Annotated in this window: 19 protein-coding genes; 10 read left to right on the top strand and 9 right to left on the bottom strand. The window is 40.7% G+C overall.

Annotation, left to right across the window (positions count from 1 at the left end; translation table 11 throughout):
• The first annotated feature begins 6 nt into the window (after window positions 1–6).
• The 5 genes from AC3CID_RS17680 (at window position 7) to AC3CID_RS17660 (ending at window position 5,466) form a co-directional block, all read left to right on the top strand.
• Window positions 7–1,224 carry an MFS transporter gene (locus AC3CID_RS17680; RefSeq protein ID WP_488527800.1) on the top strand — a complete coding sequence of 406 codons (1,218 nt, stop codon included), beginning with the start codon at window positions 7–9 and terminating at the stop codon, window positions 1,222–1,224.
• The gene (locus AC3CID_RS17675; protein WP_488527799.1) at window positions 1,196–3,061 is read left to right on the top strand and encodes an IucA/IucC family protein; all 1,866 of its coding nucleotides are present in this window, start codon (window positions 1,196–1,198) and stop codon (window positions 3,059–3,061) included. The genes AC3CID_RS17680 and AC3CID_RS17675 overlap by 29 nt, the downstream gene beginning before the upstream one ends.
• Window positions 3,054–4,256 carry a type III PLP-dependent enzyme gene (locus AC3CID_RS17670; RefSeq protein ID WP_488527798.1) on the top strand — a complete coding sequence of 401 codons (1,203 nt, stop codon included), beginning with the start codon at window positions 3,054–3,056 and terminating at the stop codon, window positions 4,254–4,256. Before AC3CID_RS17675 ends, AC3CID_RS17670 begins: the two co-directional genes overlap by 8 nt.
• Window positions 4,257–4,516: 260 nt before the next feature.
• Window positions 4,517–4,783, top strand: a complete 267-nt coding sequence (locus AC3CID_RS17665) for a DUF3081 domain-containing protein (RefSeq protein ID WP_054545703.1) — start codon at window positions 4,517–4,519, stop codon at window positions 4,781–4,783.
• 47 nt (window positions 4,784–4,830) lie between these two features.
• The gene (locus AC3CID_RS17660; protein ID WP_488527797.1) at window positions 4,831–5,466 is read left to right on the top strand and encodes a CIA30 family protein; all 636 of its coding nucleotides are present in this window, start codon (window positions 4,831–4,833) and stop codon (window positions 5,464–5,466) included.
• A gap of 109 nt (window positions 5,467–5,575) precedes the next feature.
• Here AC3CID_RS17660 and AC3CID_RS17655 read toward each other — a convergent pair whose 3' ends face one another.
• Both AC3CID_RS17655 and AC3CID_RS17650 read right to left on the bottom strand, forming a co-directional pair.
• The gene (locus AC3CID_RS17655) at window positions 5,576–6,601 is read right to left on the bottom strand and encodes a zinc-binding alcohol dehydrogenase family protein (RefSeq protein ID WP_488527796.1); all 1,026 of its coding nucleotides are present in this window, start codon (window positions 6,599–6,601) and stop codon (window positions 5,576–5,578) included.
• A gap of 156 nt (window positions 6,602–6,757) precedes the next feature.
• Window positions 6,758–7,525 (bottom strand): glycine betaine ABC transporter substrate-binding protein, encoded by a 768-nt coding sequence (locus AC3CID_RS17650; RefSeq protein WP_488527991.1) that lies wholly within the window; start codon window positions 7,523–7,525, stop codon window positions 6,758–6,760.
• A 267-nt stretch (window positions 7,526–7,792) separates the two neighbouring features.
• On the opposite strand from AC3CID_RS17650, the gene AC3CID_RS17645 reads away from it, so the two are divergent.
• A complete protein-coding gene (locus AC3CID_RS17645) occupies window positions 7,793–8,725 on the top strand; it encodes a LysR family transcriptional regulator (protein WP_488527795.1) in 933 nt (310 codons plus the stop codon).
• A 156-nt stretch (window positions 8,726–8,881) separates the two neighbouring features.
• On the opposite strand, the gene AC3CID_RS17640 is transcribed toward AC3CID_RS17645, so the two are convergent.
• The gene (locus AC3CID_RS17640) at window positions 8,882–9,271 is read right to left on the bottom strand and encodes a hypothetical protein (RefSeq protein ID WP_054545708.1); all 390 of its coding nucleotides are present in this window, start codon (window positions 9,269–9,271) and stop codon (window positions 8,882–8,884) included.
• A 399-nt stretch (window positions 9,272–9,670) separates the two neighbouring features.
• A complete protein-coding gene (locus AC3CID_RS17635) occupies window positions 9,671–10,489 on the bottom strand; it encodes a hypothetical protein (RefSeq protein WP_171311660.1) in 819 nt (272 codons plus the stop codon).
• Between the two features lie 418 nt (window positions 10,490–10,907).
• On the opposite strand from AC3CID_RS17635, the gene AC3CID_RS17630 reads away from it, so the two are divergent.
• The 4 genes from AC3CID_RS17630 to AC3CID_RS17615 all read left to right on the top strand — a co-directional run bounded on the left by AC3CID_RS17630 (window position 10,908) and on the right by AC3CID_RS17615 (window position 15,639).
• Window positions 10,908–11,669, top strand: coding sequence for a winged helix-turn-helix domain-containing protein (locus tag AC3CID_RS17630; RefSeq protein WP_237288719.1), 762 nt, complete (start codon window positions 10,908–10,910; stop codon window positions 11,667–11,669).
• Window positions 11,648–12,130, top strand: coding sequence for a hypothetical protein (locus tag AC3CID_RS17625; RefSeq protein WP_114634911.1), 483 nt, complete (start codon window positions 11,648–11,650; stop codon window positions 12,128–12,130). Before AC3CID_RS17630 ends, AC3CID_RS17625 begins: the two co-directional genes overlap by 22 nt.
• Before the next feature lie 169 nt (window positions 12,131–12,299).
• Window positions 12,300–13,925, top strand: coding sequence for an MFS transporter (locus AC3CID_RS17620; protein ID WP_054545712.1), 1,626 nt, complete (start codon window positions 12,300–12,302; stop codon window positions 13,923–13,925).
• A gap of 73 nt (window positions 13,926–13,998) precedes the next feature.
• Complete coding sequence (locus tag AC3CID_RS17615; protein ID WP_054545713.1) at window positions 13,999–15,639, top strand: MFS transporter; 1,641 nt, start codon at window positions 13,999–14,001, stop codon at window positions 15,637–15,639.
• A gap of 548 nt (window positions 15,640–16,187) precedes the next feature.
• On the opposite strand, the gene AC3CID_RS17610 is transcribed toward AC3CID_RS17615, so the two are convergent.
• The 5 genes from AC3CID_RS17610 to AC3CID_RS17590 form a co-directional block, all read right to left on the bottom strand.
• Window positions 16,188–17,924 (bottom strand): amidohydrolase, encoded by a 1,737-nt coding sequence (locus AC3CID_RS17610; protein ID WP_054545714.1) that lies wholly within the window; start codon window positions 17,922–17,924, stop codon window positions 16,188–16,190.
• Window positions 17,925–18,962: 1,038 nt separating this feature from the next.
• The gene (locus AC3CID_RS17605) at window positions 18,963–20,138 is read right to left on the bottom strand and encodes a response regulator (RefSeq protein ID WP_488527794.1); all 1,176 of its coding nucleotides are present in this window, start codon (window positions 20,136–20,138) and stop codon (window positions 18,963–18,965) included.
• Between the two features lie 2 nt (window positions 20,139–20,140).
• Window positions 20,141–20,593, bottom strand: coding sequence for a response regulator (locus AC3CID_RS17600; RefSeq protein WP_102541032.1), 453 nt, complete (start codon window positions 20,591–20,593; stop codon window positions 20,141–20,143).
• On the bottom strand, window positions 20,583–23,849 hold the full coding sequence (locus tag AC3CID_RS17595) for a hypothetical protein (protein ID WP_488527990.1): 3,267 nt from the start codon (window positions 23,847–23,849) through the stop codon (window positions 20,583–20,585). The genes AC3CID_RS17600 and AC3CID_RS17595 overlap by 11 nt, the downstream gene beginning before the upstream one ends.
• 106 nt (window positions 23,850–23,955) lie before the next feature.
• Window positions 23,956–24,519, bottom strand: a complete 564-nt coding sequence (locus AC3CID_RS17590) for a recombinase family protein (RefSeq protein WP_102540184.1) — start codon at window positions 24,517–24,519, stop codon at window positions 23,956–23,958.
• Between the last annotated feature and the right edge of the window lie 45 nt (window positions 24,520–24,564).

Raw genomic sequence — 24,564 nt, 5'->3', positions numbered from 1 at the left:
CCCATCATGACCAAACTCATCTATTGTGTGCTTTTAAGCCACTTTATCGCCGCGTTTGCAGCCTTAGGCATGCCGCTGTTTTTACCAATGGTATTGCCAACACTGGATGCAAACATTACTTCGGATTGGGCGGGGGTACTGTTCATTTTGCCGACCTTTTGCACTGCCGTTGCGGCGCGCTTTTGGGGGCAGTTTGCTGATAAATATGGCAGACGTCGCTCTCTATTACGTGCTCAACTCGGGCTTGCAGCAGGCTTCGCGCTGTGTGGCTTAGCCGATAATCTCTCAATGTTTGTGTTTGGTCTTCTCGTTCAAGGAACCTTTGGTGGCACCATGGCCGCCTCAAACAGCTACTTATCCAGCCAAATCAAGGATGCAAAATCACTCGGTAAGTCACTCAATAAAACTCAGCTTTCTGCTCGTCTGGCGCTAATTATTGCTCCGATAGGGCTTGGCTGGAGCTTATCAGAAACAAACCCGCTGAACGCGTATCTGTGGCTGTCCGCTTTGCCGCTATTCGCGCTATTGATCACCTTAACATTACCCATCGATGACTTAGCGAAATCGAAGGGGATTGTAAAAGATCAGGTATCGAATAAAGCTCAAAGCAGCCAAACCAAATCGTTAAATACTCTTTATTGGGTGTTTGGCGCGCAGTGCAGCTTTGCTTTCGCCATGGTCGTCACGTTCCCCTATTTCTCGCCTTATGTGCAGCAATATGGCGTGACAAGCCAAGCGTGGATTGGATTTTTATATGCCCTCCCACATGGTGTTTATCTGCTCTCTGCAGGGAAAGTTCATCTGTTCTCAGAATGGGTTGATCGCCATCAGCTTGAACGCAATCAAGCGCAGCGTACTTTATGGCTAGGCTTTGGTTTGCTTTCACTGAGTGCCGCAATGCATCTCACTTCTTATCAAGAAGTATTGATTATTGCTCGTATTGTTTTCGGGCTTGGCATGGTTTGCTGTTATCACGGCTTGCATCAAGTGTTAGCAAACCAAATTGATCGACGACAAAGCGGCAAAGTATTTTCGCGCTTTGATGCCATGTCTAAATGGGGTGGCGTTGCGGCTGGATTGAGCGCGTCTTTCATATCAAGCTTGGGCTGGCTTGAGGTTCCTTTCATACTTTCTATGTTGGTCAGTGGCATTACTGCTATCGCGCTGATCATCCATTCAAAATTTGGACATCAACATGTTACAGACTCAATTATCTCCAAGTGAACATTACGCTGAAGACCAAGTTCTTCAAAGCCGTAAAAAAGTACTGCTAAACAGAGAAAAAGCCCAACTCAATACCATCATGGGCGTGGTGAACTGTTACCTACGTGAATACGCGATACCAAAGAAGCAGGTTAATTGGCGCTACAGTTCGGCCTCTCTTCCTCAAACTTTGAAAAGAAACTACAACGCTCACCAACGCGTGGCCATTCACCTACCTCACCAAGATCAACCTCAGAAAAATGGTCTGATGGTTTTACCCGTTGAGTACACCAGTAAACTGGGGAAAGTGAAGCTCAGTGATACACCTTGGGCTAAAATGCCCGGTGCAGCTTGGTGCAAATTGGACGCAACTCAAACCCTGACGCTTCTACTCAGTTACCTAAAAGAAATGCTGACGATTCCATTCAATCACGAGTTGGTCGAGCAAATGGAAAACAGTTTGTTGATTACCGAGCAGTTCCTAAACTCAGACAACTCACCTCAGCATCACAACGCGTTTATCGCATCAGAGCAATCGTTACTTTGGGGACATACTTTTCATCCAACGCCAAAGAGTCGTTCAGGTGTCAGTCTCGATGATCTGCTCGCGTGTTCCCCTGAGGTTGGCGCTAAGGTTCCCCTGTATTGGTTTAAGGTCGACACCACGTTGCTCGACGTCTTGAGTTCAGATAACCGAACCTCACCAACTACGATGCTTGAACAGCTTGCACCTGATGAAAACAATTCAGCAGGTACCATGCTTTACCCTTGTCACCCTTGGGAAGTTTACACACTTTTGCAAAACCCAGTGGTCAAAACGGCCATTGAACAAGGCAAAATCATCCCGCTTGGATTAGGTGGTGAAAAACTCTTACCCACTTCATCCGTGCGCACTCTGTACCACCCAGATATGGATTGGTTTGCTAAGTTCTCTATCAATGTACGTTTAACCAACTGCGTACGTAAAAACGCATGGTATGAGCTCGATAGTGCCGTTCAATTAACCTCGATTCTGCATCCAATCAAAGAAAGCGAACAGTTACGTAATCCAGTATTCAAGGTAATGACTGAACCTTACGCGACCACATTGGATCTAGAGTCGGTTGCCGATCAGGAACAAACTGATGTTATTAAAGCTCGCGAGTCGTTTGGTATTTTGTATCGAGAGAATTTCACCTTAAGCGAAACCGATATTTTGCAACCAACGTTAGCGGGTGCCCTCTTTGCTTACGATACAGACGGGAACAGTTGCATCGCCACTCAGCTCAAACAAAAAGCGCAAACAACCCAAAGCCAATATGAAAATGTCGCCACACTGTGGTTTGAGCGTTATCTGCATTGTTTGATTCCGGGCGTCTTTAACTACTACTTCAAACATGGGGTTGCGTTTGAACCTCACTTACAAAATACGTTGATTGGATTTGAAAAAGGCATGCCTTGCTGTGTATGGATTCGAGACTTAGAAGGTACTAAGCTACTACAAGAGTTTTGGCCATCAGAAACACTTCAGCAACTTTCAGAACGTGCTCGTCAATCGGTGTACTACAGTCGTGAGCAAGGTTGGAACCGTATTGGCTATTGCACCTTTATAAACAATATCAGTGAGGCCATTTTCTTTATCGCTGAGGGTAATTCGGCACTTGAGAGCTCGTTATGGGGAACTTTAAAAGACGCTATCGTCCGCTGGCAGTCGATCAATGGTCAGCAACCTGAGCTAATGGCATTGCTCAACGATGGTCATTTCCCAAGCAAAAATAACTTCACAACACGTTTGATGCAAAATGCCGATAAAGAGTCCGGTTACACCCAAGTTGCAGCACCGTGGCCAACTCATTCAAAAGGAGTTCACCATGCTTAATTCTCCTCAACTTTCTGCCTCTATCCATCAAGAAATACAGCAATTGGCCAAGCAACAAACGCAGCCATTATGTGCTTATCTTTATGACCTTGATGCGTTGGAGCTGCACATTAAGCAGATGCGCCATGTATTGCCAAAAAACGTAGAGCTATTTTACGCGGCGAAAGCGAATCCTTCAGCGCCGATACTGCGGATTTTAGCTCCTTATGTTGATGGCTTCGAAGCTGCATCAGGCGGAGAGCTTACACACCTCCACCAGCAACAACTCAATAAACCACTGATCTTTGGTGGCCCGGGGAAAATGCCCAGTGAACTGGAGCAAGCAATTAAACTCGATGTTGATGCGATTCATGTCGAGAGCCTCACTGAGTTACAACGCATTGGTCTTTTAACACAAAAATTGAATCGGCCTGCTTCGATCTTCCTGCGTATGAACATCGACATTGGAGACATCACACTTAGCAAATTAGCCATGGGCGGAAAGCCCACCCCATTTGGTTTAGATGAAAGTGAGTTAAACAACGCGCTGATGTGCCTACGCGATTTCCCCTTAATAAAGTTGAAAGGCTTTCACTTCCATTTGATGTCACATCAACTCGACGTTGATCGCCACCTCGCCTTGATGCAACGCTATTTCCAAGTGGTCAAAGAGTGGAAAAAAACGTTCTCACTCGATGAGTTGATCATCAACCTCGGTGGTGGCATGGGGATCAATTACCAAAACCCTAAACAACATTTTCCTTGGATGGAGTTTTGCGACAAATTGGAGTTCCTGATTTCCAAGGAACATTTACAAGATTGGAAGCTGCGGTTTGAATGTGGCCGCTACATCTCTGCACCTTGTGGCTATTACGTAATGGAGGTCTTGGATATTAAACAAAATCTTGGCGAGCATTTTGTGATTGCCCGTGGTGGCACGCATCATTTCCGTACTCCGGCAGCGCAAAGCCATGACCACCCTTTTGCTATCGTGAAAAGTAATCAACAACCCACCATTTCACATCCAATAAACCATGCTAAAGCCACGTTGGTTGGCCAGCTTTGCACTCCAAAAGATGTTATGGCACGAAATCAACATATCGAACAGCTCGATATCGGTGACTATGTGGTGTTCACTCTAGCAGGCGCTTACGCATGGAATATATCGCATCAAAACTTTTTAATGCATGAACCTCCGGTGTTTCATTACTTCTAAAGCTCTCCAGTGCTCTATGATTTCTAACTTACGGGTTGAGTCAAAACGCCATAGAGTTAACTAAAGGCGCTAAATTAAAAAGGCGTTAGCAAACTCAGGTCTGCTCACGCCTTTCTTATGTTTATCGTAACCCTTTTGCCAAACAGCTAAGGTGATTGAACACTCGACTCCCCACAGTGATCGCAATGTAGAACCAAACCGTAGTTAATTCAAATACAAGCACTTAGCATTTTTCATCGACTGCGCAACGGGAGTGGTACATGGACAACAGAATCACCATTATTGAGTTTCTCAGAGTGTTCGATTGCATTCGTTCATCTGGCGAGCAATTGGATAACAAATATCAATTTGGCGAGATGGTAGCCTGGCACGATTACGACGGCTACACCTGTTGGTTAAGCTACCGAGACATTACCGTGACCCTAATGTTCCACGGCTCATTGAAGATCGAATACGACAAAGCATCGAACTATGAAGACTTCATCAAGCGTTGTTTAGCTATGCTTGAAACGGAACCTTCTTCATAAGTTACACATCGCTATCGAGTAAATAACGCACAGTCTACAGGGAAAGAGTGGAGAAATTCATGAACGGAACCAATTGTAAAACGCGGTTACACCTTAGGTTAACGACACCTTTACTCCTTCTACTCAGCCTACATTCGTTAAGTCTTAAGGCAGATGTAACAGGGACAAACATGATCGACTTTACACAAGCTAGTGAGCATCAAAACTGGACAGTGACTAACGACGATGTAATGGGCGGCATCTCAACAGGCGAGCTCATTTATCTTAATAACATGAGTCGATTTAGGGGAGAGCTCTCGTTAGAAAATAATGGTGGTTTCAGTTCTGTAAAGCGCTCCATTGAATCACCTGACCATGAAATAGATAGTGCAGAGCTGATATTCGTTGGTGACGGTCGCACCTACCAACTGAGGTTCACAACATCGAAGGAGGGTAATCGAGTTCAATATAAACACGATTTCGATACCATTAAGGGAAAGGAGCTCAATAAGGTCTTCCACTTCAATGATTTTCAAGCGGTGTTCAGAGGTCGGTTGCTGAGCGGAGCGCTGGAACTTAAGGCACAAGACATCCAACAAATCGGCTTTTTGATTGCAGACAAACAGCCCTCGCCTTTTGAGCTAGACCTAATACAGCTTCACTTCAAAACATCGAAACTTATGACATCACCAGAAGCAGACTAAACCACAAACAAAAGCCCCTGATACCTTTTGACTAGCAATCAGATATCAGGGGCTTCTTCTATTTAAACCGTCAACAATTCGAAACAACGGCGGATTAAAACATCAGCAATTAGTATTTGATAGCTGTTTTACCAATCGAGGCACTGCTTTCAATACGTTGATGTGCATCTTTGATTGTATCCACACTAAAGCCATTTATGGTCGTGGTTAGCGTCGTTTTAATACGGCCCGCATCAATCAGATTCGCGGCTTGAAATAAGATGTCTTGCTGCTTCTGGATATCTTCAGTGTTAAACAGTGAACGTGTAAACATCAGTTCCCAAACAAAGCCTGCTGATTTACCTTGCAGCGCTGATAAGTCAATGCCACCGTCAAATTCAACAATCGAACTGATCATGCCTTGCGGTGCAATCAACTCAACCATTGCATCCCAGTGCCCTTTTGTGTCTGCAACATTGAAGATGTAGTCGACATGCTGAATGCCTTGCTCTCGCGCTGATTCTACAAGGTTACGGTGGTTCACCACATGATCCGCCCCCATATCCCTTACCCACAGCTCCGTTTCAGGTCTTGAAGCTGTAGCGATAACATTTAGGTTGGTCAGTTGCTTAGCCAGTTGAATCGTAATTGAACCTACACCGCCTGCTCCACCAATGATCAGGATAGACTTTTTCTCTTCAGGGCGAACACGCAAGCGGTCGAACAATGCTTCCCAAGCGGTAAGAGTTGCTAGTGGCATAACGGCTGCAGCTTCATCAGAAAGACTCGTAGGCGCTTTAGCCGTAATACGGTAGTCCACAGCTTGGTATTCTGCGTTAGCCCCCATACGTGTTACATCACCCGCATAGTACACACGGTCACCGACTTCGAAGCCTTCAACGTCAGCGCCTTTGCCAACAACTTCACCGACTGCGTCATAACCCAACACTTTTGGTTGTTCGAGTGTTTTGTCTTTGGCACTACGAATACGAATTTTTGCGTCAGCAGGGTTAATAGAAGTCGCACTCACTTTTACCAGCAAGTCATTATTTTTTAGTTCTGGCAGACTCGTTTCAAACTCAAATAAACTGTCTTGCTCTGTAATCGCAAGTGATTGAGTAAATCCGATAGCTTTCATTTTTGATGGTACTGACATGGTGCTTTCTCCGTAAATTTGATGAGTTAATCTTAGAGAACTCTCACTCTAGATAAACAGTCTAGCTTTTGAATGATTATCAAATAATTTTTGATAATGGTATTGCCGCTATCTGGGTAATGCAGACATCTAACTGCACTGCCAAGGGCTTAGAGGTTAAATCAGGCCTTTCTCAATCAACCAATCATGTGTGACTTGATCTTGTGGTTTACCTTCACGGCAAACTTTGTAATCCAGCTCGGCGATAATGTCATTCGAGAAGCGTAGGGAATCCAACTTCTGAATCTGCTCTTCGTTAAACAAGTGCTTCTTGTCATCTCTTAAAAGCAGTACCGCTCTGTCAACGATTCCGAGTAAGCCTTTAGGCTCTTTAAGTTCTCGAATATCGTAACGATGGTGTAAAAACTGAGGTTTCCACAGTGGCACTACCACCCACTCTTTGTTTGCGACTGCACTTTCAAAGGCTCTGAAACAATCGTCTTCACTGCCAGGAAAGAACTGGTAACCAGCATCGCTCAGGCCATAGTCTTTCATCATCTGGATAGAGAATCGTGTGATACCAGCACCTGGGTTGATACCCTGGATGGTCGAGTTCATTTTCTCGATCACTTCGGCTTTTAATAAATCAGAGACTTCAGAAACCGCCTCTTCAGGCATATAGTCTGGTACGCCCCACAAGGCATAAGGTTCATAATGAAGCCCAAGCTCGATAAGCGGCTCAACTTCCTCAACGCCCGTTTTGTAGATACCGTGACTTGATGGCAGCCACGCAGAAGAAAGCATATCCACTTGGCCTGTTTTGAGCTTTTCAAAGTTCTCTTGATGTGGAGAGAATATACGCTCTACCTCAAAACCCATGGTTTTCAATACATTGGCAACCAATGAAGCGGTCGTACGGTGGAACGACAAATCCGTTACACCCATTGTGATTATCTTAGTCATCTTATCCCCCTAGATCGTAGGCTTCGTCCATACGGTGTGTACTGCGCTACGTTGTCGATAGGGGAAATGATAGTGAGAAAATTACTAATGAAAAACAGCTTCACATTTGAATTATTATCAAATTAATTTTGACAATTAAGTGTTTGAAGCTAACTTAGAAGCGATAAGTAGAGATAACCCATTTGCAGATTGTGATCGGGAAATATCCCAACCCCACGTTTAGAACATAATTCAATACAGGTAGATAACATGCTTCTTGAAGACTTACAGGTCATTTTGAAAGTGGCGGAGTTTCGCAGTATCACCGCTGCAGCCATCAACCTTGATATGCGCACTGCCACCGCAAGCGCTGCCGTCAAACGTGTTGAAGCTGCACTGGGGGCAGAATTGTTTGTAAGAACCACACGCCACCTAAGGCTCTCTTCAGCAGGCGAACGCTATTTACCTGAGTGTGAACAAGCCTTAAAAATGTTGGAGCAAGCGAAACTCAACATGCGCGAGGAGCTCGGTATTGTTGACGGTGAAATTCGTATCGCGCTTTCATCGGATCTAGGGCGAAACTTAATCACACCTTGGCTTGATGAATTTTTACTGGAATACCCTAACGTCGCACTACGTACTAGCATCAGCGACAGCAATATCGATTTTTACCGTGATTCTGTTGATATGGCGTTGCGTTATGGCTCCCCGACAGATGCCAACATGTATGGCTTTAAAATCTGCGATGTACCCAGAATATTGTGTGCGGCCCCTGAATACTTGGCTGAAATGGGAACACCAAAACGCCCGAGTGACTTAACTCAACATAATGGTTTGCTCTACCAACTTCATGACATATTGCAAGACGAGTGGATATTCAACGATGGCACTCAAGATCATAAAGTGAAACTAAAAGGGAACCGCGCTTCGAACGACGCTGACCTTGTAAGACGTTGGTGTATCGCGGGTAAAGGAGTGGCAATAAAATCTTGTCTAGACATGTCCCCTCATCTGCTTTCAGGCGAAGTAGTTAAAGTCATGCCTGAATTTAAACCAACATCTACAGAGTTGTGGTTAGTATGCCCAAGTCGTCAATCCATCACCCCTACTGTGCGTCTACTGAGAGATTTATTCAGAGAGAAGACCGCAGAGATCCTTTCGCAACTTAGTGAGCAAGGCATTATAGAAAGCAAAATATCATAGGATCTAATACAGCTTAGAGATAAAAAGTAGATATACAAAAAAGGCGTTAGCGAACTTCAATTCGCTAACGCCTTTAATCATTTGAACATCATATGGGTATGATGAACATACTGACTTTATTACAAGTACTTGGTTTAATAACCTTAATACAAGAGTTTAGTTTGACTCGTCTTCAACAACGTCACAACCTGCACAGCACTGAAGAGCAATTTCATGTTCGAAGGTGATGGTGTCTTCGCCTTCTTCCAGTAGCTCAGCTATTTCATCCGCGACTTCTTTCTCATCATCAGCTTCAATTTCGCTTGCTAGTTCTTCCTCTGAATAACCGAAGAAGTTTAGTAGTAGGTACTCACGAGCTTCCTCTTTAGTACAGACCACGTTTGCTGAAAGATCAGGTGTAATCTCACCTTGCGCAAGAGTCGCTGTCAGTTGAGCGAGAGCATCCTCTTTCATCGCAGGCGTTAACCAACCAAGATCAGTACTTACTGTTGTTTTTTTACAGTCGAAGCAAGGCAGTTGGTGGAAGTAGTATTGAAAGGTAGTCATAGGTAATTTCTTCGTTAAGTGTTGTATAGCAAGATTATGCGCGTTTTGTAGCAAAATACTATCTCAATCAACAACGAAGACGGATTGGTCGTTGATAATTTATACTAAACACATAACAAGGTAATGAGTGAAGTAACTCAGTTGTTTTTTAGACGACCAATACATTTCGTAAACTTACTGTAAGACGATAAACGAAGCCTCGTAACTGCCACGATATAATGTGTCATATGTAGATGCTCTAGCGATAAAGAAAACTAGAGCAATTTGTTTATGGTCTTGAAATTCAGTGAGGAAAACGGAACAACAAGAATGAAGTCTTGCGATCTCACATTGTTTAAATAAACCTAGAAACAGCACTAGATGAAGTAAATAGCTCACTAAGACTTACCTTATACCCAGTTAAAAGTAATAGCTGTAGGTAAACTTTAATTCTGTTCCCTGTCTATTGTGACCAAAGCTTTGCTCCGTATCATCGAAGAATTCCGTATACGTCACTTTACCCCAGTGCTTGCGGTTGTCCGATAGTGGGCCTTGAAATGCGAGGTCAAGTTGCAACTGATTTATCGTCCCAACACTGCCACCGAAATCAAGCGAGCTAAACTGCGGATTTATTTGTACATGAGTGCCGTTTTCATGCAAATAAATCGAGTTCAAGAAATTAAATTGAACGCCATAGGTATAGTCATCGGTAAGGCCTAATCGACTAAAATCGCTGTTGTTTTGCCCTACTGCACCGGCCAAAATTGGGAAAGATAACCAGTTATCAAACGGAGTATTTACACGAATCAACCCACCTACTGCGAACAAACGATCTGAGATAGCATCGGTAAAACTGGTTTCTATATAATCGAGTGATACACCAACCATTGGCGCATGCTGCCAATCGGTTCGGCTTACTTCGAAATAACGAGCGCGAACTTGAGATAAATTAAAGTCTTCACTCCCTACTTTTCCATTATCTTGACCTTGTATTGTTAACTGCCCAAGAAACAAATTCTCATTGCTCTTTTGTCCTGAAATCTGAGCCTGGATTTGCGCGAAGTCGTTATCTTCTTCTCTGAAACTTTGCTTGCCGTAAGTCACGTTGATAACAGATGAAACCTTGGTGTGGTCGCCGGGGTCTGGGGCATCATCTGGTGTGATGTGGTCATCTGACAATGCATGAGATGAGAAAAGAATAAGGGCACTACTGAGTGTTATTTTTTTATAATTAGTCATGATCAAAAACCTATTATACGTTATTGGGCTCTTAGCCTAGTTAAGCCAAGTTCCAAAACACTTTAGAGAAATTCGATCCCGCTAGATAACAAAATAAAGAGACAAAAAATAAAAAAAAGTAGGGCTAAAAGTATCAAATGACAAAACCTTAAATAACGTTAGCTTTGTCACTCTTTCCCATACATGAAACTCGTCCTCCTCTAATTTAATATTCAATAAATTTATATTTAGGCAAAACACATTCACTAGATATAGTTTCATTAATATTTAAATACACATGGTTATTTTTATTTCTGCTTAAATTCTCATTTTTTAATATTCGCATTTCGATGTGAAACATTTATTGCTGTGGATCAAAATGAAAAACCACATATACCAGTTAGCATATTTAAAGACGTTACGTAAGTGAGAAGACTAAATGCTCAAACTATGCCTAGAGCCACCAGTATATAAAGTTGGTGAACTCTATTATTCACCAACTTCTGCTGTGATAGATAGCCAGGGAGAGCGAAGTCGCCTAAGAGCACGAGAATCCAACCTCTTTCACGAACTCATCAAGACATTCCCTGAAGTCCTTTCACGTTCGTCGATCGAAGAAACACTTTGGAAAGACTCTTACGCGACAAACGCAACAATTAATCAAACAGTTAAAGCGTTGAGGTTTTCTTTAGAAGACACTGATAGAACTTTGATTAGAACCATCCCGAAGCAAGGCTATGTTCTGGCAGTTGCACCAAAGATTGACAACAACACAGTACCAAAACTCAACGAGTCAAACGCTAACGAGTTGGCCGTAGACGTATCAATAACTGCCCAGACAATATCAAGTACTGAGGTAGAGACAGTTGACACCGCCAGCGAACAGAGCAACTCAGTAACTACTAATAATACCAAAACAGAAGCCACACCACGGAGTATCGTTAATTCAATCACTCTATTACTGGCTATCTCTATCGCTACTTTCGCCCTCTGCGCATCTGGCCTTTTTACTGATCAACCTGAGCGTATTAGCCACCAATATGGCAATCACTGGATACTCTTCAATGCTACAGAGCAGGAGCTCAGCTCGTTACCTATACAACCCGGAGACTCGACAAAATATGTGTCTAAGAATAAGTCGTTCTATCGAATTTGTTCAGAGATAAGAGGAGTTTTGGAATGCCAGCAAGTCGAACTTTAACCCTTTTATCCATAGTCATTGCCATTGTCGTTTCTGGCGTACTTGGCACACAAGCTTATCAATATTTAAATAATCCTCTCCGATTAAATGAAGGGGCATGGGAAGGGAAAGGGGCTGTCTATATTGATGACTCAAGGATTGACAGTAATGCAATGATGTTAGTCGCAAACGATGGGATTCGACTTTCAATAAGCAATCGGTACAACGAATTTAACTACACCTACGATGTTACATTAGAATTGAAACGTGTTGATCACGTCAGTACCGATTTCGAGATAAAGAAGAGAGAAGTGCGAGGTTTAGAAGCGTTTATCGAAAATACCAATATTGACATACCACTGGGTAGTAATTTGATCCGTCTGAATGCTTGGAACCTCGATGAAGGTCGAATTTTCATTGAGGTCGAGCAAAGTGCAGGCTTAGATGTATCTTATATTTTAGACAAGAAATCAGGTAGTTAGCACTAATTTACTTTTTTTTACCTCTCAATTTACAAATACAATTTTTTTTCTTCTAAAGATACTTTTTTTGGTTGGAGAGTAAGTGAACTCACAGGGTTAAATGGTGATGAAGATTATTTCATAACTATAACGACTTGAGCTTTCGCTCTTCAACATAAAGGTATCTACAATGACGGTATCCGCAACCACACTCCCTACTCCGGAAGAAAAATCAGGGTTAGCCAAATGGTTCCCTCTGATTGTTCTCCTCGCAGCCCAATTTTCAACCATGGCCGATAACTCTGGATTGGCTATTTCTACTGAGGCACTCATAGCCCTTCACGGTGCAAGCATGCCGCAAATTCAAATGGCTAATGCAATGTACCCGCTTATTGCAGGCGCCGGCATGATCGCTGGTGGCCTGATCGGTCTGATTATTGGATGGAAGCGTCAAATGATCATCGGAGCAGGCATGCTTGCTGTGGGGTCATTTGCAGCCGCATTAGCTCCAAATATGGAAGTCTTAAATTATGGAGCTCGTGTGGGTTCTGGTTTAGGTGCTTGTTTGCTGATCCCTGCAGTGCTGGCAAACGTGGCAGGTATTTACAAAGGTAAAGACCAAGCGATCGCGTTCTCTGCGATTGCAGCTCTGGTTGGCCTCGCAAGTGCAGTTACGCCATTGTTGTTTGGCTTTATTTTGGATGTCGCGAGCTTCCAAGTCGCTTTCAGTGGCTTAGGCATTTACTGCTTATTTGTGATGTTCGGTAGCATGAAACTACCAACGCTTGAGTCTAGCCCTTTCAAAGGTAAACTCGACACTATCGGTATCGCCTTAGCAGGTGTTGGCCTTCTTTGTTTCGTGACTGGTTTGCTTAAAATCTCTGATTGGGGATTGATCAAGCCCCTAACTGACTTCAACCTTTTGGGCATGTCTCCAGCGATTCCAACGGTACTATTAGGCGCTACACTACTTAAAGTGTTGATGGTGTGGGAGCGCCGTTTTGAAGAGCAAGGTGGCACACCTCTTCTTCCTTCTTCTTATGTTAAAAACCCACAAGTTGTGGTCGGCTTAGTCTTGTGTGCCACGATCTTCTTACTGTTTGGCGCTACGGGTTTCATCAACGTTTCTTACATGCAGCTTGTCGCGGGTATGAGTGCATTCTCATCTGGCATGGCATTATGTGCGTTCGCTCTTGGCATGATGATTGGTTCCCTTGGTGCTCCAGTTAAATTGGCTCACTTAACGTGCCAGCGTATTTGCCAATTAGGCTTCAGTATTGCTGCGACAGGTACTGCGCTGATGTTCTTAGGCTTTACCACTGAAGGTATCACCTTCTGGCAATACATTTCTCTAACCATCTTTGGCACAGGTGCTGGCCTTCTAGCCTCTCAAGCTTCGATTGTTGTAACCTCTGCACTTAGTGAGCGTGAGGCTCAACAATCAGGTGGTATTCAAGCGACGTCTCGTAACGTGGGCCAAGCGTTTGGTGTGGCTATCCTAGGTTCAGTGATGTTGTTCTCTTTAACTGGTGCGATTAAGTCAAACGTAGCAGAACATGAGGCGCTATCAGCAGAAACGAAGCAAATCATTATTGAGCAACCTTCGCTACCATTCGTATCAAACGCTATGGCAGTTGACCTTATGGAGAATCTGATTGCAGATAAAGAAGAGCAACGCATTGTCATCGAAGTCATGGCGGAGTCTCGCTTACAGTCGGTTCACTATGCGCTATTTACTTTGATTGGATTAATGCTTGGTGGGTTAGCCTTGTGCTCTAAACTTCCCCAACGTTCATTAATGAAGAGCGAAGAGTAACATTTCAAGCCTCGGCAATGCCGGGGCTTTATTCGTTTCACCCGACGTAATTTCAATCACCTAATGAGATTTTATGGATAAGAAGAACGATAGCAAAACAACTTGGTTACTCATCGCGCTCTGCTTAGCACAATTCACACTCTCGGCAGATGTCGCCAACCTGTCTATCTCCACCTCCGCACTGGTTAATGTTTTTCAAACAGACATTTCGAACATCCAGTTTCTAAGCAGTGTTCAACCACTTGTTGGCGCGGCTTTGATGCTTTCTGCAAGCATTTTCGGTTTGATTATTGGTTGGCGACGATTATTGATCCTTGGCACAAGCATCGGCTTTATTTCCACACTTGGTTTTATCGCAATCGATGATATAACCACCCTATCCCTTTTAGTCCGCCCTCTCGCGGGCATTGCCTCTGCGCTCATACTTCCCGCTGTTCTGGCGCTTGTGGTTGCGCATTTCCCGGGGAAAAATCGCGCTGTTGGATTCGGCTTTATGGCCGCTGCCACCGGATTAGCAGCAGCCATCATCCCCTTGTTGAGCGGCTGGCTGCACGACAACACCGATTGGTATTGGTCTTTCGTTATTATTGCAGTGTGCTATTTCTCGAGCTTAATGGCGGCCATCTTTGCTATTCGTCCTATTCATACTAACAGCCCGACTAAGTTCGATGTTGTTGGTGCAATACTCGGTGCAGTAAGCACGGTCGCTGTTTTTCTAGGGCTAATTAAGATGCCTTATTGGGGCGTATTCACAGTCTTAAATGGCGCAAAGGTTCCTTACTGGCTGAACGTGATTTACCCATTAAGCCCTGCCCTGTTTTTGCTCAGCCTAGGCGTTTTGCTATTTACGCTGTTTGTTATTCAGCAAATTAGGTTTGAAAGGAAGCACGGCTTTGCGCTTTTACCGTTTAGCTGGTTTAAAAATAGTGCGTCAAGAACGGGATTTATCGTACTTTCACTGATGTACATTGCACTAGGCGGAAGTAGCTTTGTCACCGTCACTTACTTGCAAGTCGCCATCTCGCTCTCTTCTGCTCACTCTGGTAGCATTATTCTTCTGTTCTCTGCCTGTATGATTGTTCTATCAGTGGCGACTCCAATCATATTTAAACAGCAATCACAGAAAAAACTCTGCCAAATTGCTTTCATCACAATGTTTTTCGCCGGGTTAACATTGATATTATCGAGCCAAAGCCAACAAATATTAGCCCCTTTCTATTTGGGTATGGCGTTGCTAGGGGCTGCGATGGGTATTTTGGCTTCCCAATGTCCCGTCATCATTACAAGCGCCTTAGGTGAAAGAGATGCGGAGCAATCTGGTGGCCTACAAGCAACGGTAAGAAACATTGGTTTGGTGTTAGGTATCAGTCTATTTGGCGGATTAAACCAAGGTGCAATGGACCACAACATTCGCTCTAACCATGAGATCGCGACCTACTACCCTCAAGATTTCGTTTCGGATTTGAACCAACTTTCTCATGTACCCTATGTTGATGATAGCCGTGTTAACACATTGATTAAAAATTATCAGTTAGATAACCATCAAGCTGAATATCTATTAAATGAAAATGCAAACGCTCGCGTTTTTGGTTTCAACTTAGCGATGATGGTTCTGGTGTTGATTTCACTCCTCGGTGGATATATCAGCTCTCGAATCGATCCACCGAAGCTTCAGCCTCGTCCCCCCACTCTCAAACACTCTCTAAAAATCTAGTGAAAGGTCAACCTTAACGGGTTGGCTTTTTAAGTTTTGCTCAGGTCATCAGGTCATCAGGTCATCAGGTCATCAGGTCATCAGGTCATCAGGTCATCAGGCAAAGCTATCAAGCCTTTAGAGACAACTCCACTCATCGATTAAAGCGCCTTAAACACTGTGAAAACGATAGTCCAGTATCAACGCCCTAATATTGTTTCTCTCGACATTCCCCTCTCCATTGGCAACTCATCCAACTTTAGAAAATACATTTGTGAATAATGGCGTTCTATAACCCTCAGCTCGTTAATCGAAAATTTAGATTTAGGGTTTCAGCTGTATTCTTGTCCACTTATAAGTAATCCATAGCGGCGCTAATATCTGCCATTACAGACCTTGGTTATATTGCTTGCCACCAATGCTGGCTCTGAAGCGGCTTCTTACAGCATGTTTTAAGAAGTACCGTGAAGCCCTCACGTTATAGTGAATACTTTTAAGGGCTTTCTATAGACACAAAAAAAGAGCACTTACGTGCTCTTTGAGTTGATGTGAAAGTTGTATTTATATGATTAAGCCATTTCTGGTTCTTTCACTGACGTTGTTGCATTTTTGTGTACTGAAACATCGCCACCTAACACTGTGGCATGTACTCGTATATCTTTTACCTCTAGCTTTGGCGTCTCTAGTGGGTTTGCGTCTAGCACAGCAAAATCAGCCAATTTCCCAGCACAAATCGAGCCTTTACTGTCTTCGTGCCCCATTAGATAAGCCGCACCTAGTGTAACAGCGTGCAGAGCTTGCTCAGCGGTTAGGCACTCTTCTTCTCCATACACGTTACCTGAGAAAATGCACTTACGATTCATTGCACCCCACATCATAAACAACGGGTTAACCTGCGTTACGCCATCATCACAGTGAATAGAGAACGGGATGCCTTTTTTCGCCGAAGTTTGGAACGGGTTCAATCGATTAACATACTCAGGTCCAACGGTTTGTGTTGCGTGTACGTCACCCCAAACCGGAATATGAGTACCAAACAGGTTGTGACACACGCCTAACTTGACCATTCTGTCCATTTGCTCGTCAGTCACCATTTGGTTGTGTTCTAAGCAGTGACGAGCTTCTGGCATTGGTGTGTCTTTCTGCATGCGTTCGATAATATTTAGCAGTTTTTCTGTGGTGCCATTACCATTACAGTGGAACGAGATGTTGTAGCCCGCTTTATGGAACGGCAAAGCAGACTCGTAGATCTCTTCCACGTCGCGAGTCAGCGAGGTACTCGGCTTGCCATTGTAGTAAGTTTGGCCGTCTAACAGATTCGCAGTGAAACCTTGAATGGACCCATCGGTATTCACATACTTCACGCTACCGATACAAAGCCTGTCTGTATCGTTCTGCTTCATGGTGTTTACGTCTTCCAAATTGAAAGGCCCTACCAAAGGGTAAGCCGTAATACGAAGCTTAAACGCTGGGTTGGTACTCAATGCTTGGTAAAGCGGATATGGATTCGACGGTAAGCCCATGCCACAATCCGAGACTGTAGTCACACCCAATGAGTGGGCAATATTCGCGTAATCGATCAAGGTCTTTCCGATCACGGCCGGGTCAGTTCCGTAGTTAAATGCTCCAACATTGAGTGCACGGTAGATGTCTTTCATTTCGGCAATATCGCCTGTCAATCGACCATTTTCACGTAATACAAATTCAGCATTGTCGTCCAAGCTGAACCCTGACATTTCAAGCGCTAATGTATTGAGTCCTGCTAAGTGGCAGCTTGCGTGCATAAAAAACACCGGAGAGTCATCAATAACAGAATCCAAGAAATCACGATTCACAATGGTCCCATCAGTCATCAACAGTGGGTCTAAGCCCCAAAGATTGATCCATTCTCCTGTTTTACCTGCCTTGTCGTGCTCTTTTTTAAGATCTTGTAAGTGCGCTTTTAATGTTTCAGCAGTTGCACACCCCTTTAGTAACTTACCTTCTACACCTAGACGGTCGTATTGTCCGCCATATTCAAACATACCTGTAAACAATGCTGCAATCAGTGGATGCATATGCGCTTCAATAAAACCTGGCACAATTGTTTTGCCTTCGAACTGAGCATCTAAGCGATATTCTAAGCTTTTATCGGCTAAAAATGTTTCAGCCTGATCTTTAGTACCTGCGAATAGTATTTTCCCATCTTGTACAATGGTCGCTGCTGCCTTTGGAAGCTCTTCATTCATAGTAATAAAGTTGCCTGTGTAAAGGACGGTTTCGGCGTTGTATTGAATACCAGGCTTAAGAGCTGTTTTAGTTGTCATAGTTAAACTCCAGATGTGTAGGGTTCATTGTAATTTTTGTTCCTCTTCAACTTGCCTTAACCTGTATTTCGTTTCGAGAATTTTAAAATGAAATAAAATGATGAAATAAAATTGCGATATAAAAAAAGATAAAGACGATGATTTATATGAATTTTTTAACTATAAGGAATGCCAGTGCTGTTCAAAAAAAGCATGAACTTCAAAACTGCCTATTGGATAGTGATGTTCAACATCAGGCGTAAAAGAAAAGGAAGAGAGCTCAGGGAAAATCAACAAACTCAATAGTGTCCCCAATATAATGACAACGAACAATTTAAAATAAACACTCATCACTGCATTCCTTATTTATTAGTAATGCAGACTTTATAAGGCTTATTTAGCCGTCTTTTATTGACAATCCACGCTGTAAAACAATTTCTTATCTATTATCATTTTTATTTGTTAACCTAGATATCGTTGAATGAAACCATTTAGTAGTTCGCCAACACCAATCATTCGCCAAGCTTAACAATAGCAATGAAATATTGATAAAAACTTAGAACAACAAACAATGAACCCATTAATTTATCCTAAATACGTTCATTCACTCGGCCACGAAGCGCTTTATCGCATACCTCAGATAACAATCGAATAAACTCATATTATTTCTCCCACTACATAATAGGAGAAAGATAATGAACGCTCAGTTAGTAAGACAAATTTTAAGGTGAGCACATATTGTTTGCGTATTATTAGCTACTAAAACATTTCAACGTCCAAAAAAAAGCGAGCCACTTAGGCTCGCTTTTGATTGTCTTTTTCTTGCTTAGACTTCAGTTCAGATTACAAAAGTTCTACCGACTGTTGAGCAATCACGAACTCTTCGTTGGTTGGGGGGGAATTCGTACTGCAAGCAAAATTAGTGAATAATCATTCTTCATGTACTTTAGTAAAAAAAGCCACAAGATTGTGAAATTAATCACGAAAAACTAACCATTAAAAGGCTCGGTTAGATAACTATTGTCATTTAGGCTTCCTATTACATGTCAATATACCTATTTAAATAATAAGGTATCTAGCTAACCATACTATCAAAATTAGATACGCTAACTCCTTTATTTTTCCCAGAGCATGAACAACTTTTTCCAGATTACGAGTAAAGAAACCACTACCCAACCTATCATCAACTAACTCTAACTCTAGTTCATTGGAAAATAGAGGTAGCCAATAATTTTCGATAAAGTTGTTCCCGCCTTCGAAATAATGGCTATGTCCTCCAGAAAAATATCTATTAGAAAACCTTTGATTATTAAGACCGTAAAACCCTACACGCCCAGCCATGCCTGTATTAGGTACAAAACCCTCTGACAATAATAAGACATTGTCGCTATAGCCACAATCATTCACAATCTTCATATTCGTAGACGTAAGAATATTAGAAAAGTCATAATTAGACCGCAGAACACTCCCAGCTAAAACCAATTTAGCTATTTTATTACAATCAACCCCTTTTTTGATAAGAGATTCTATTGCATTTACAACAATATACGTCCCAAAACTATGGCAAAAAATTATAATTTCATCATCATCATTTCCCAAGGTTTTCTCTAGAGCTGATTCAAACTTCCGAACTTCGAGGATACGAAGGAATGGAACAAAGAAAGAGATAACGGTGAAGTAACCATATTTATAATGTTGAAAACCAACAGAATTAATATGAGACTCTACTGTTTTCTTTAAGTCTTGCTGCCATTTACCAAGGGTTCTTATCCCATGTACGGACAAACACGTAACCTTGTTATTTGTAGTGTGCTTAGATATATTTTTAACAGTTTCAAATTTAATCGAATCTAGTATTTTAGCCTTCCAAGCTCTATTCTTATGCGAAGCTTCAATCACCACTTCGCAATACTTATCAAACTCTTCTTTAAAAGAAGAAATGTCGTCAGTATGTGCAGTTATACCAACAATCTTACTTGGCTTTAAAATCTGAGGTCTATTTTTAATTTCACTTAACAATGCTAAGCCAAATTTTGCTGATGGAGTTTCATCTCTCTTTGGCAACACAACATCAAGTATTAAAAAGTCAAAATTAATGTTCCTCATCATTTTCTTTGCCGATTGAGTATTGTGGCACGTGTATATATCTTGAACGTTAATGCCAGCAGATAATGTCAATAATTTATTTATTTCTTCGCATCTGGAAAGATTGTCATCTACAAGTAACACTTTCATTATTATAGCTCTCTCATATGCATTATTAACTCTTCTCGCCAATCACTTGCTGTATTACTATATAGAATAAGACCAAGGCATTCATCTTCATATTGTAATAGTAGTTCATCTTTTAAACCTTCGAAAGAAAGAGAGCTAGTACTATCACTAAAGCTTTTGTATTGTGTAATAAATACAAATTTGGTAGAAATAGCACGTCGTTTAATTTTTCTTGCCAGTTCCCGTCCACCAAAAACCCTAAATGTTCCGCCAAGATCGGAGTCTGTCTTATCAAAAGTTGGTATACTCATATCTAATAATATGAGGTCAAATTTATTACTTGAAATCAACTTCCATGCAGAAGTAAAAGAATAACATTCTGATATTTTACAGTCAGGGAACTCAGTACTAATTAATTCTTTTATTCTAGTTCTTTTATATTCATTATCTTCTACAATTAGAATTTCATTTGGCATACTTTACCTCCACATTGAAACGGTTGCCCACAATACTTGGAGTGATTGTGTAATCGTCAGATACCATCCTCAAGCCATGCAAAGACTTATATAATCCAGAACCACCTTCATTGACCAGTAACTCATGATTATTCATACTAACTAATTGCTTGCTAATAGAACTTAATTTCCCATCCAACAAAGCCTGCTTGGATTTAGTATCAATAGTATTAGTTATATTTATGAGAAAACCTGACAAACCAAATCTTTTTATAGCTACGTCTATTTTACTGTTGCCAAATGAGTGTTTGAGACAGTTATTAAAACAGTTAATAAATGTAAAAACCAAAGCATATAAATGACTTCCTTCAACGAAAAGACTATCCTCGTAATCTATATCAACATTTACATCAATATTGTTAATTTGTTGAAAACATCTTTCAGATAATTTAACTGATTTGTCTATTTCAAATGAATCTATTTCTACATTTTTCCTTAAAGAGAACCACTCACAAACTGTTCGGATATCTTCTTTAACTTCAGTGTTTGCTAGTTTAATTTCACTGAACAAATCACTTAATGCCGTCCCGTGTTTGCAGTGATTAATATCTTCAATAAGACTAGAAAACAAACAATCTACATTAAACATGAATTCTTCATTAAGCTTCTTCTTCATTTCCTCTAAACATTTCAACAGTTTAACATTGAATACATCAAAAATTTCATTGATTACCTCATCGACACTTCCTTGTGCATCTAACACTGAGCGTACTTTATTGAAATCAATGGTTGTAAAGTCAAACCTAAAAATCCTTTCAGGTTCATCACCATTTAATGATGTTTTCATCCATTGTTCCGCAGATTCAATTAAACTATTAAAGTCATCGCTAAATTTAATCAAAACACCGTCTACTTCATCAAGTATACTACTATTTACTATCTTGTAATAATTCTTCCAATAATCATTCGATTTATAATTCCCACTCTCATCCAACTCAGTTATCAGCTGTCGTTTTTGAAGATTAGAGCACATTAAGTTACTGAAGAAACCGTGTCTTATTTCTGAACTCAAGTTCTTGTCTAGACCTATTTCTTTATTATCCATATACTCAACTAATAACATTTTGAACAATCGAGTTAGAGTTTCATTTTTGTTACCTTTCAGTATTGTCATGTCCTCAAGTGTAACAAGATCCTCATGATTATCTCCATTATGAGAGTGGTACTTTAAGACCAAAGATTCGATATCGCTTCGTCTTTTATCTATAATAAAACGAGTATCAACATAAATTTTTGAGTCATTAAATTTAGCAGCTTCACTTTCTATTATAATATCATCGACAATTGACTTACATTCCATATCAATATCTGATTGATTAACATAATTATGAGAAACCAACTTATTCAAAATATTAATTCGTTCAATCTTGAGGTCATTATCATCATCAAAACTTCCTAAATAATCCATAACATCTATTTTAGAAATATTCTTCAATAGGAAAATATTTTTACTATTCAGTTCTTTGGTAACTAATTCACTCGGTCTTTCGATCCCCAATGAGAAAAAGTACTCTTCAAAAACTTCGTTTAGAAGAGCACTGCCATCAAGATCAGAAAAGTGGTTATGAAAATATCCACATATTACAGAATCGATAGTGTAAATCGAATCGTTCTCTATTTCAGTAGTAATATATTCAAGAGGAATACAAACATTTGAACTTGGATTATTAATTAGCTCCGATGCAGAAAAATCAATAATTTCATCAATATCACCTATTTGTAATAAATACTGAACCTTTAGCTCAATAGCATCTTTTTTGATAGGTGATAAATTATAATATTGGTCAACTAACTCATGTGCGGTTGAAGAAGAAGAGGTGATAGATTCAATCGTGTCTTTCTTTACCTTAAGATGTAATGGAAGATCTTTACTATTAGATTTTACATACATTGAAGGAGGTGTATGAAGATTATATGATAAAGGTGTTAATGGACAATTAAGAAAGTTTGATTTTAAAACTATATTTTTCTTATTCTCCGATGAAAAGAAGTATGGTGCAGATTTTACAATACTTATAAGTATATGTTCAGACAGTTCTAAAGATGAATATTTTATTGCTAAATCAACTAGTTGTTCAACAGATTGATTAGCATCTTCTAGCGAATATATTGAGATAAGATTATTAATTATCTCTCTGAGAACATCAGGTAAACCTGCAGGCTTCCTACTTGTATATATGTAAGATTTCGCGTACATATTAATCTTAGTGATTATATTTGAATTACTCGAAACATCATTTTCTAAGTAGTCTATAACTGCATCATACTTCCCTTCACAATAGTCATTTATTTGTTGGTCAAACTTTACTTGACTATCATCAAAACCCCGCTCTTCTAGTGAAGATATAATATTTGATATTTTTATAGAACTGATTTTACTTTCTAGGTTTTTGAAAACTCTAAGAAGTATGGTTCTGTCATTTGATTCTAAAGACTTTTTAATTAAGGCGCTCTCTATAACCTTACAGAAACAATCAAACAAATCAACCAAAGGAAGTCTTTGAAGCCAGTTAATACTATGTAATAAATCTACATCTTCATATAAAGACGATGGTAAACACAGCAGAGAGTAAAAAGCAGCTATATTAGATGCACCACCTTCGATGAACTCTTTATTTGGTCGCCTTACCATTGACTCAAGAATAAGTTTTGAATCAACTGTTTGTAATTTCCAACCTGACACTCTAACAATATCAGAAAAAATTGAATGATCGTTCTGAGACTTTAAATTATCTAGAAATTCATCAATTTTTGAATATTCTTTTTTTGCAGTATATAAGTTAAACTGCAAATTAATTGACCAAATTGAGTAACCTACCTTGTCATTTAAATCTAATAATAATTTCTCAACCTTCGAGTACTCCCCTTTTACAAAGAGATCTTCAATTATAATTTTATTGTCATTAAAAAAGGCTAACTTATCAATTTCCCGAGAAAAAATAGCATCATATAGATATATAGCTTTATGCCCATTTATATCTTGCTCACCATATATTAGGGTTTCAAATATATTATTAATATCTAATTTACTTTGACTTAGGCTTGAAAATATTTCGTCATCTTTAATTATTACATTAATTGCTCGCTCAAACTCATCATCAGTCGCTTGAATTATGAACTTATGAAATGCTTGATCTTTAGCTTCTGCCTTGCTTCCGAAGAAACGCGTAGGCTTGAGTACACCATTGATGATCTCGTGGGTTTTCCTTGGTTTCATTCGTTTCAACTGATTATCCGCATAATAAAAATATGGTTATTATCAGCAACATCAACACAACTTTCAATATGTTTTGGCTAAGAATACAACCTAAATCAACGTAAATTCAATCTCTTATCTTCCTTTTGAGTCGATAATACTTTGATTTATTCATGCCTACGATGGCAATCGCTTTTGTTTGACTCATACCTAAATCAACTAACTCGATAACCTTTCGATATTCCACTACGGAAGACTCTGCTACTTGCTTTCCTTTGTAACGTCCTTCTCGTTTAGCTCGCTCTATTCCTATTCTCTGCTTTTCGAGCATCTCAGTTCGCTGCATCTCTGCCACAGCGGCTAACGTAGTGAGTACAAGTTTTCCAGTGCTAGAAGTAATATCAATACCACCAAGTGTATGGACAATGACTTTTACACCTTCCTGATTCATCTTCTCGCAGAACTCCAAAACTCCCTGTGTATTCCTTCCTAGGCGACTTATATCGTAGAACACTACAGAATCCCCGCTCCTTAACTTACTCAACATCTTCAAAAATTCTGGTCTTTCCAAGTCCTTGCCCGAAAACTTATCTTCAAAAACTGCGTCATGCTTGTAAGATTGTGCAAGAAAATCCGTTTGTTGTTGTACATTCTGTTCTACTGTAGAAACACGAGAATAAATAAATTGCATATTGACTCCATCGGTATCTTTAAATGATACTCTTATAATACTGGT

Source organism: Vibrio sp. QJM3NY_21 (assembly GCF_057785975.1).
Note: the sequence above shows the minus strand (reverse complement) of the source record. Positions and strands in the feature narration are given on the sequence as shown.

Bases quoted from the DNA above. Each gene is read 5' to 3' on its own strand.
- AC3CID_RS17605 (WP_488527794.1), bottom strand. From the start codon at position 20,138: ATGAAAGTGTTACTTGTAGATGACAATCTTTCCAGATGCGAAGAAATA.
- AC3CID_RS17645 (WP_488527795.1), top strand. From the start codon at position 7,793: ATGCTTCTTGAAGACTTACAGGTCATTTTGAAAGTGGCGGAGTTTCGC.
- AC3CID_RS17680 (WP_488527800.1), top strand. From the start codon at position 7: ATGACCAAACTCATCTATTGTGTGCTTTTAAGCCACTTTATCGCCGCG.
- AC3CID_RS17675 (WP_488527799.1), top strand. From the start codon at position 1,196: ATGTTACAGACTCAATTATCTCCAAGTGAACATTACGCTGAAGACCAA.
- AC3CID_RS17625 (WP_114634911.1), top strand. From the start codon at position 11,648: ATGCCAGCAAGTCGAACTTTAACCCTTTTATCCATAGTCATTGCCATT.
- AC3CID_RS17615 (WP_054545713.1), top strand. From the start codon at position 13,999: ATGGATAAGAAGAACGATAGCAAAACAACTTGGTTACTCATCGCGCTC.
- AC3CID_RS17590 (WP_102540184.1), bottom strand. From the start codon at position 24,519: ATGCAATTTATTTATTCTCGTGTTTCTACAGTAGAACAGAATGTACAA.
- AC3CID_RS17650 (WP_488527991.1), bottom strand. From the start codon at position 7,525: ATGGGTGTAACGGATTTGTCGTTCCACCGTACGACCGCTTCATTGGTT.
- AC3CID_RS17595 (WP_488527990.1), bottom strand. From the start codon at position 23,849: ATGAAACCAAGGAAAACCCACGAGATCATCAATGGTGTACTCAAGCCT.
- AC3CID_RS17620 (WP_054545712.1), top strand. From the start codon at position 12,300: ATGACGGTATCCGCAACCACACTCCCTACTCCGGAAGAAAAATCAGGG.
- AC3CID_RS17610 (WP_054545714.1), bottom strand. From the start codon at position 17,924: ATGACAACTAAAACAGCTCTTAAGCCTGGTATTCAATACAACGCCGAA.
- AC3CID_RS17670 (WP_488527798.1), top strand. From the start codon at position 3,054: ATGCTTAATTCTCCTCAACTTTCTGCCTCTATCCATCAAGAAATACAG.
- AC3CID_RS17635 (WP_171311660.1), bottom strand. From the start codon at position 10,489: ATGACTAATTATAAAAAAATAACACTCAGTAGTGCCCTTATTCTTTTC.
- AC3CID_RS17640 (WP_054545708.1), bottom strand. From the start codon at position 9,271: ATGACTACCTTTCAATACTACTTCCACCAACTGCCTTGCTTCGACTGT.
- AC3CID_RS17630 (WP_237288719.1), top strand. From the start codon at position 10,908: ATGCTCAAACTATGCCTAGAGCCACCAGTATATAAAGTTGGTGAACTC.
- AC3CID_RS17665 (WP_054545703.1), top strand. From the start codon at position 4,517: ATGGACAACAGAATCACCATTATTGAGTTTCTCAGAGTGTTCGATTGC.
- AC3CID_RS17655 (WP_488527796.1), bottom strand. From the start codon at position 6,601: ATGTCAGTACCATCAAAAATGAAAGCTATCGGATTTACTCAATCACTT.
- AC3CID_RS17600 (WP_102541032.1), bottom strand. From the start codon at position 20,593: ATGCCAAATGAAATTCTAATTGTAGAAGATAATGAATATAAAAGAACT.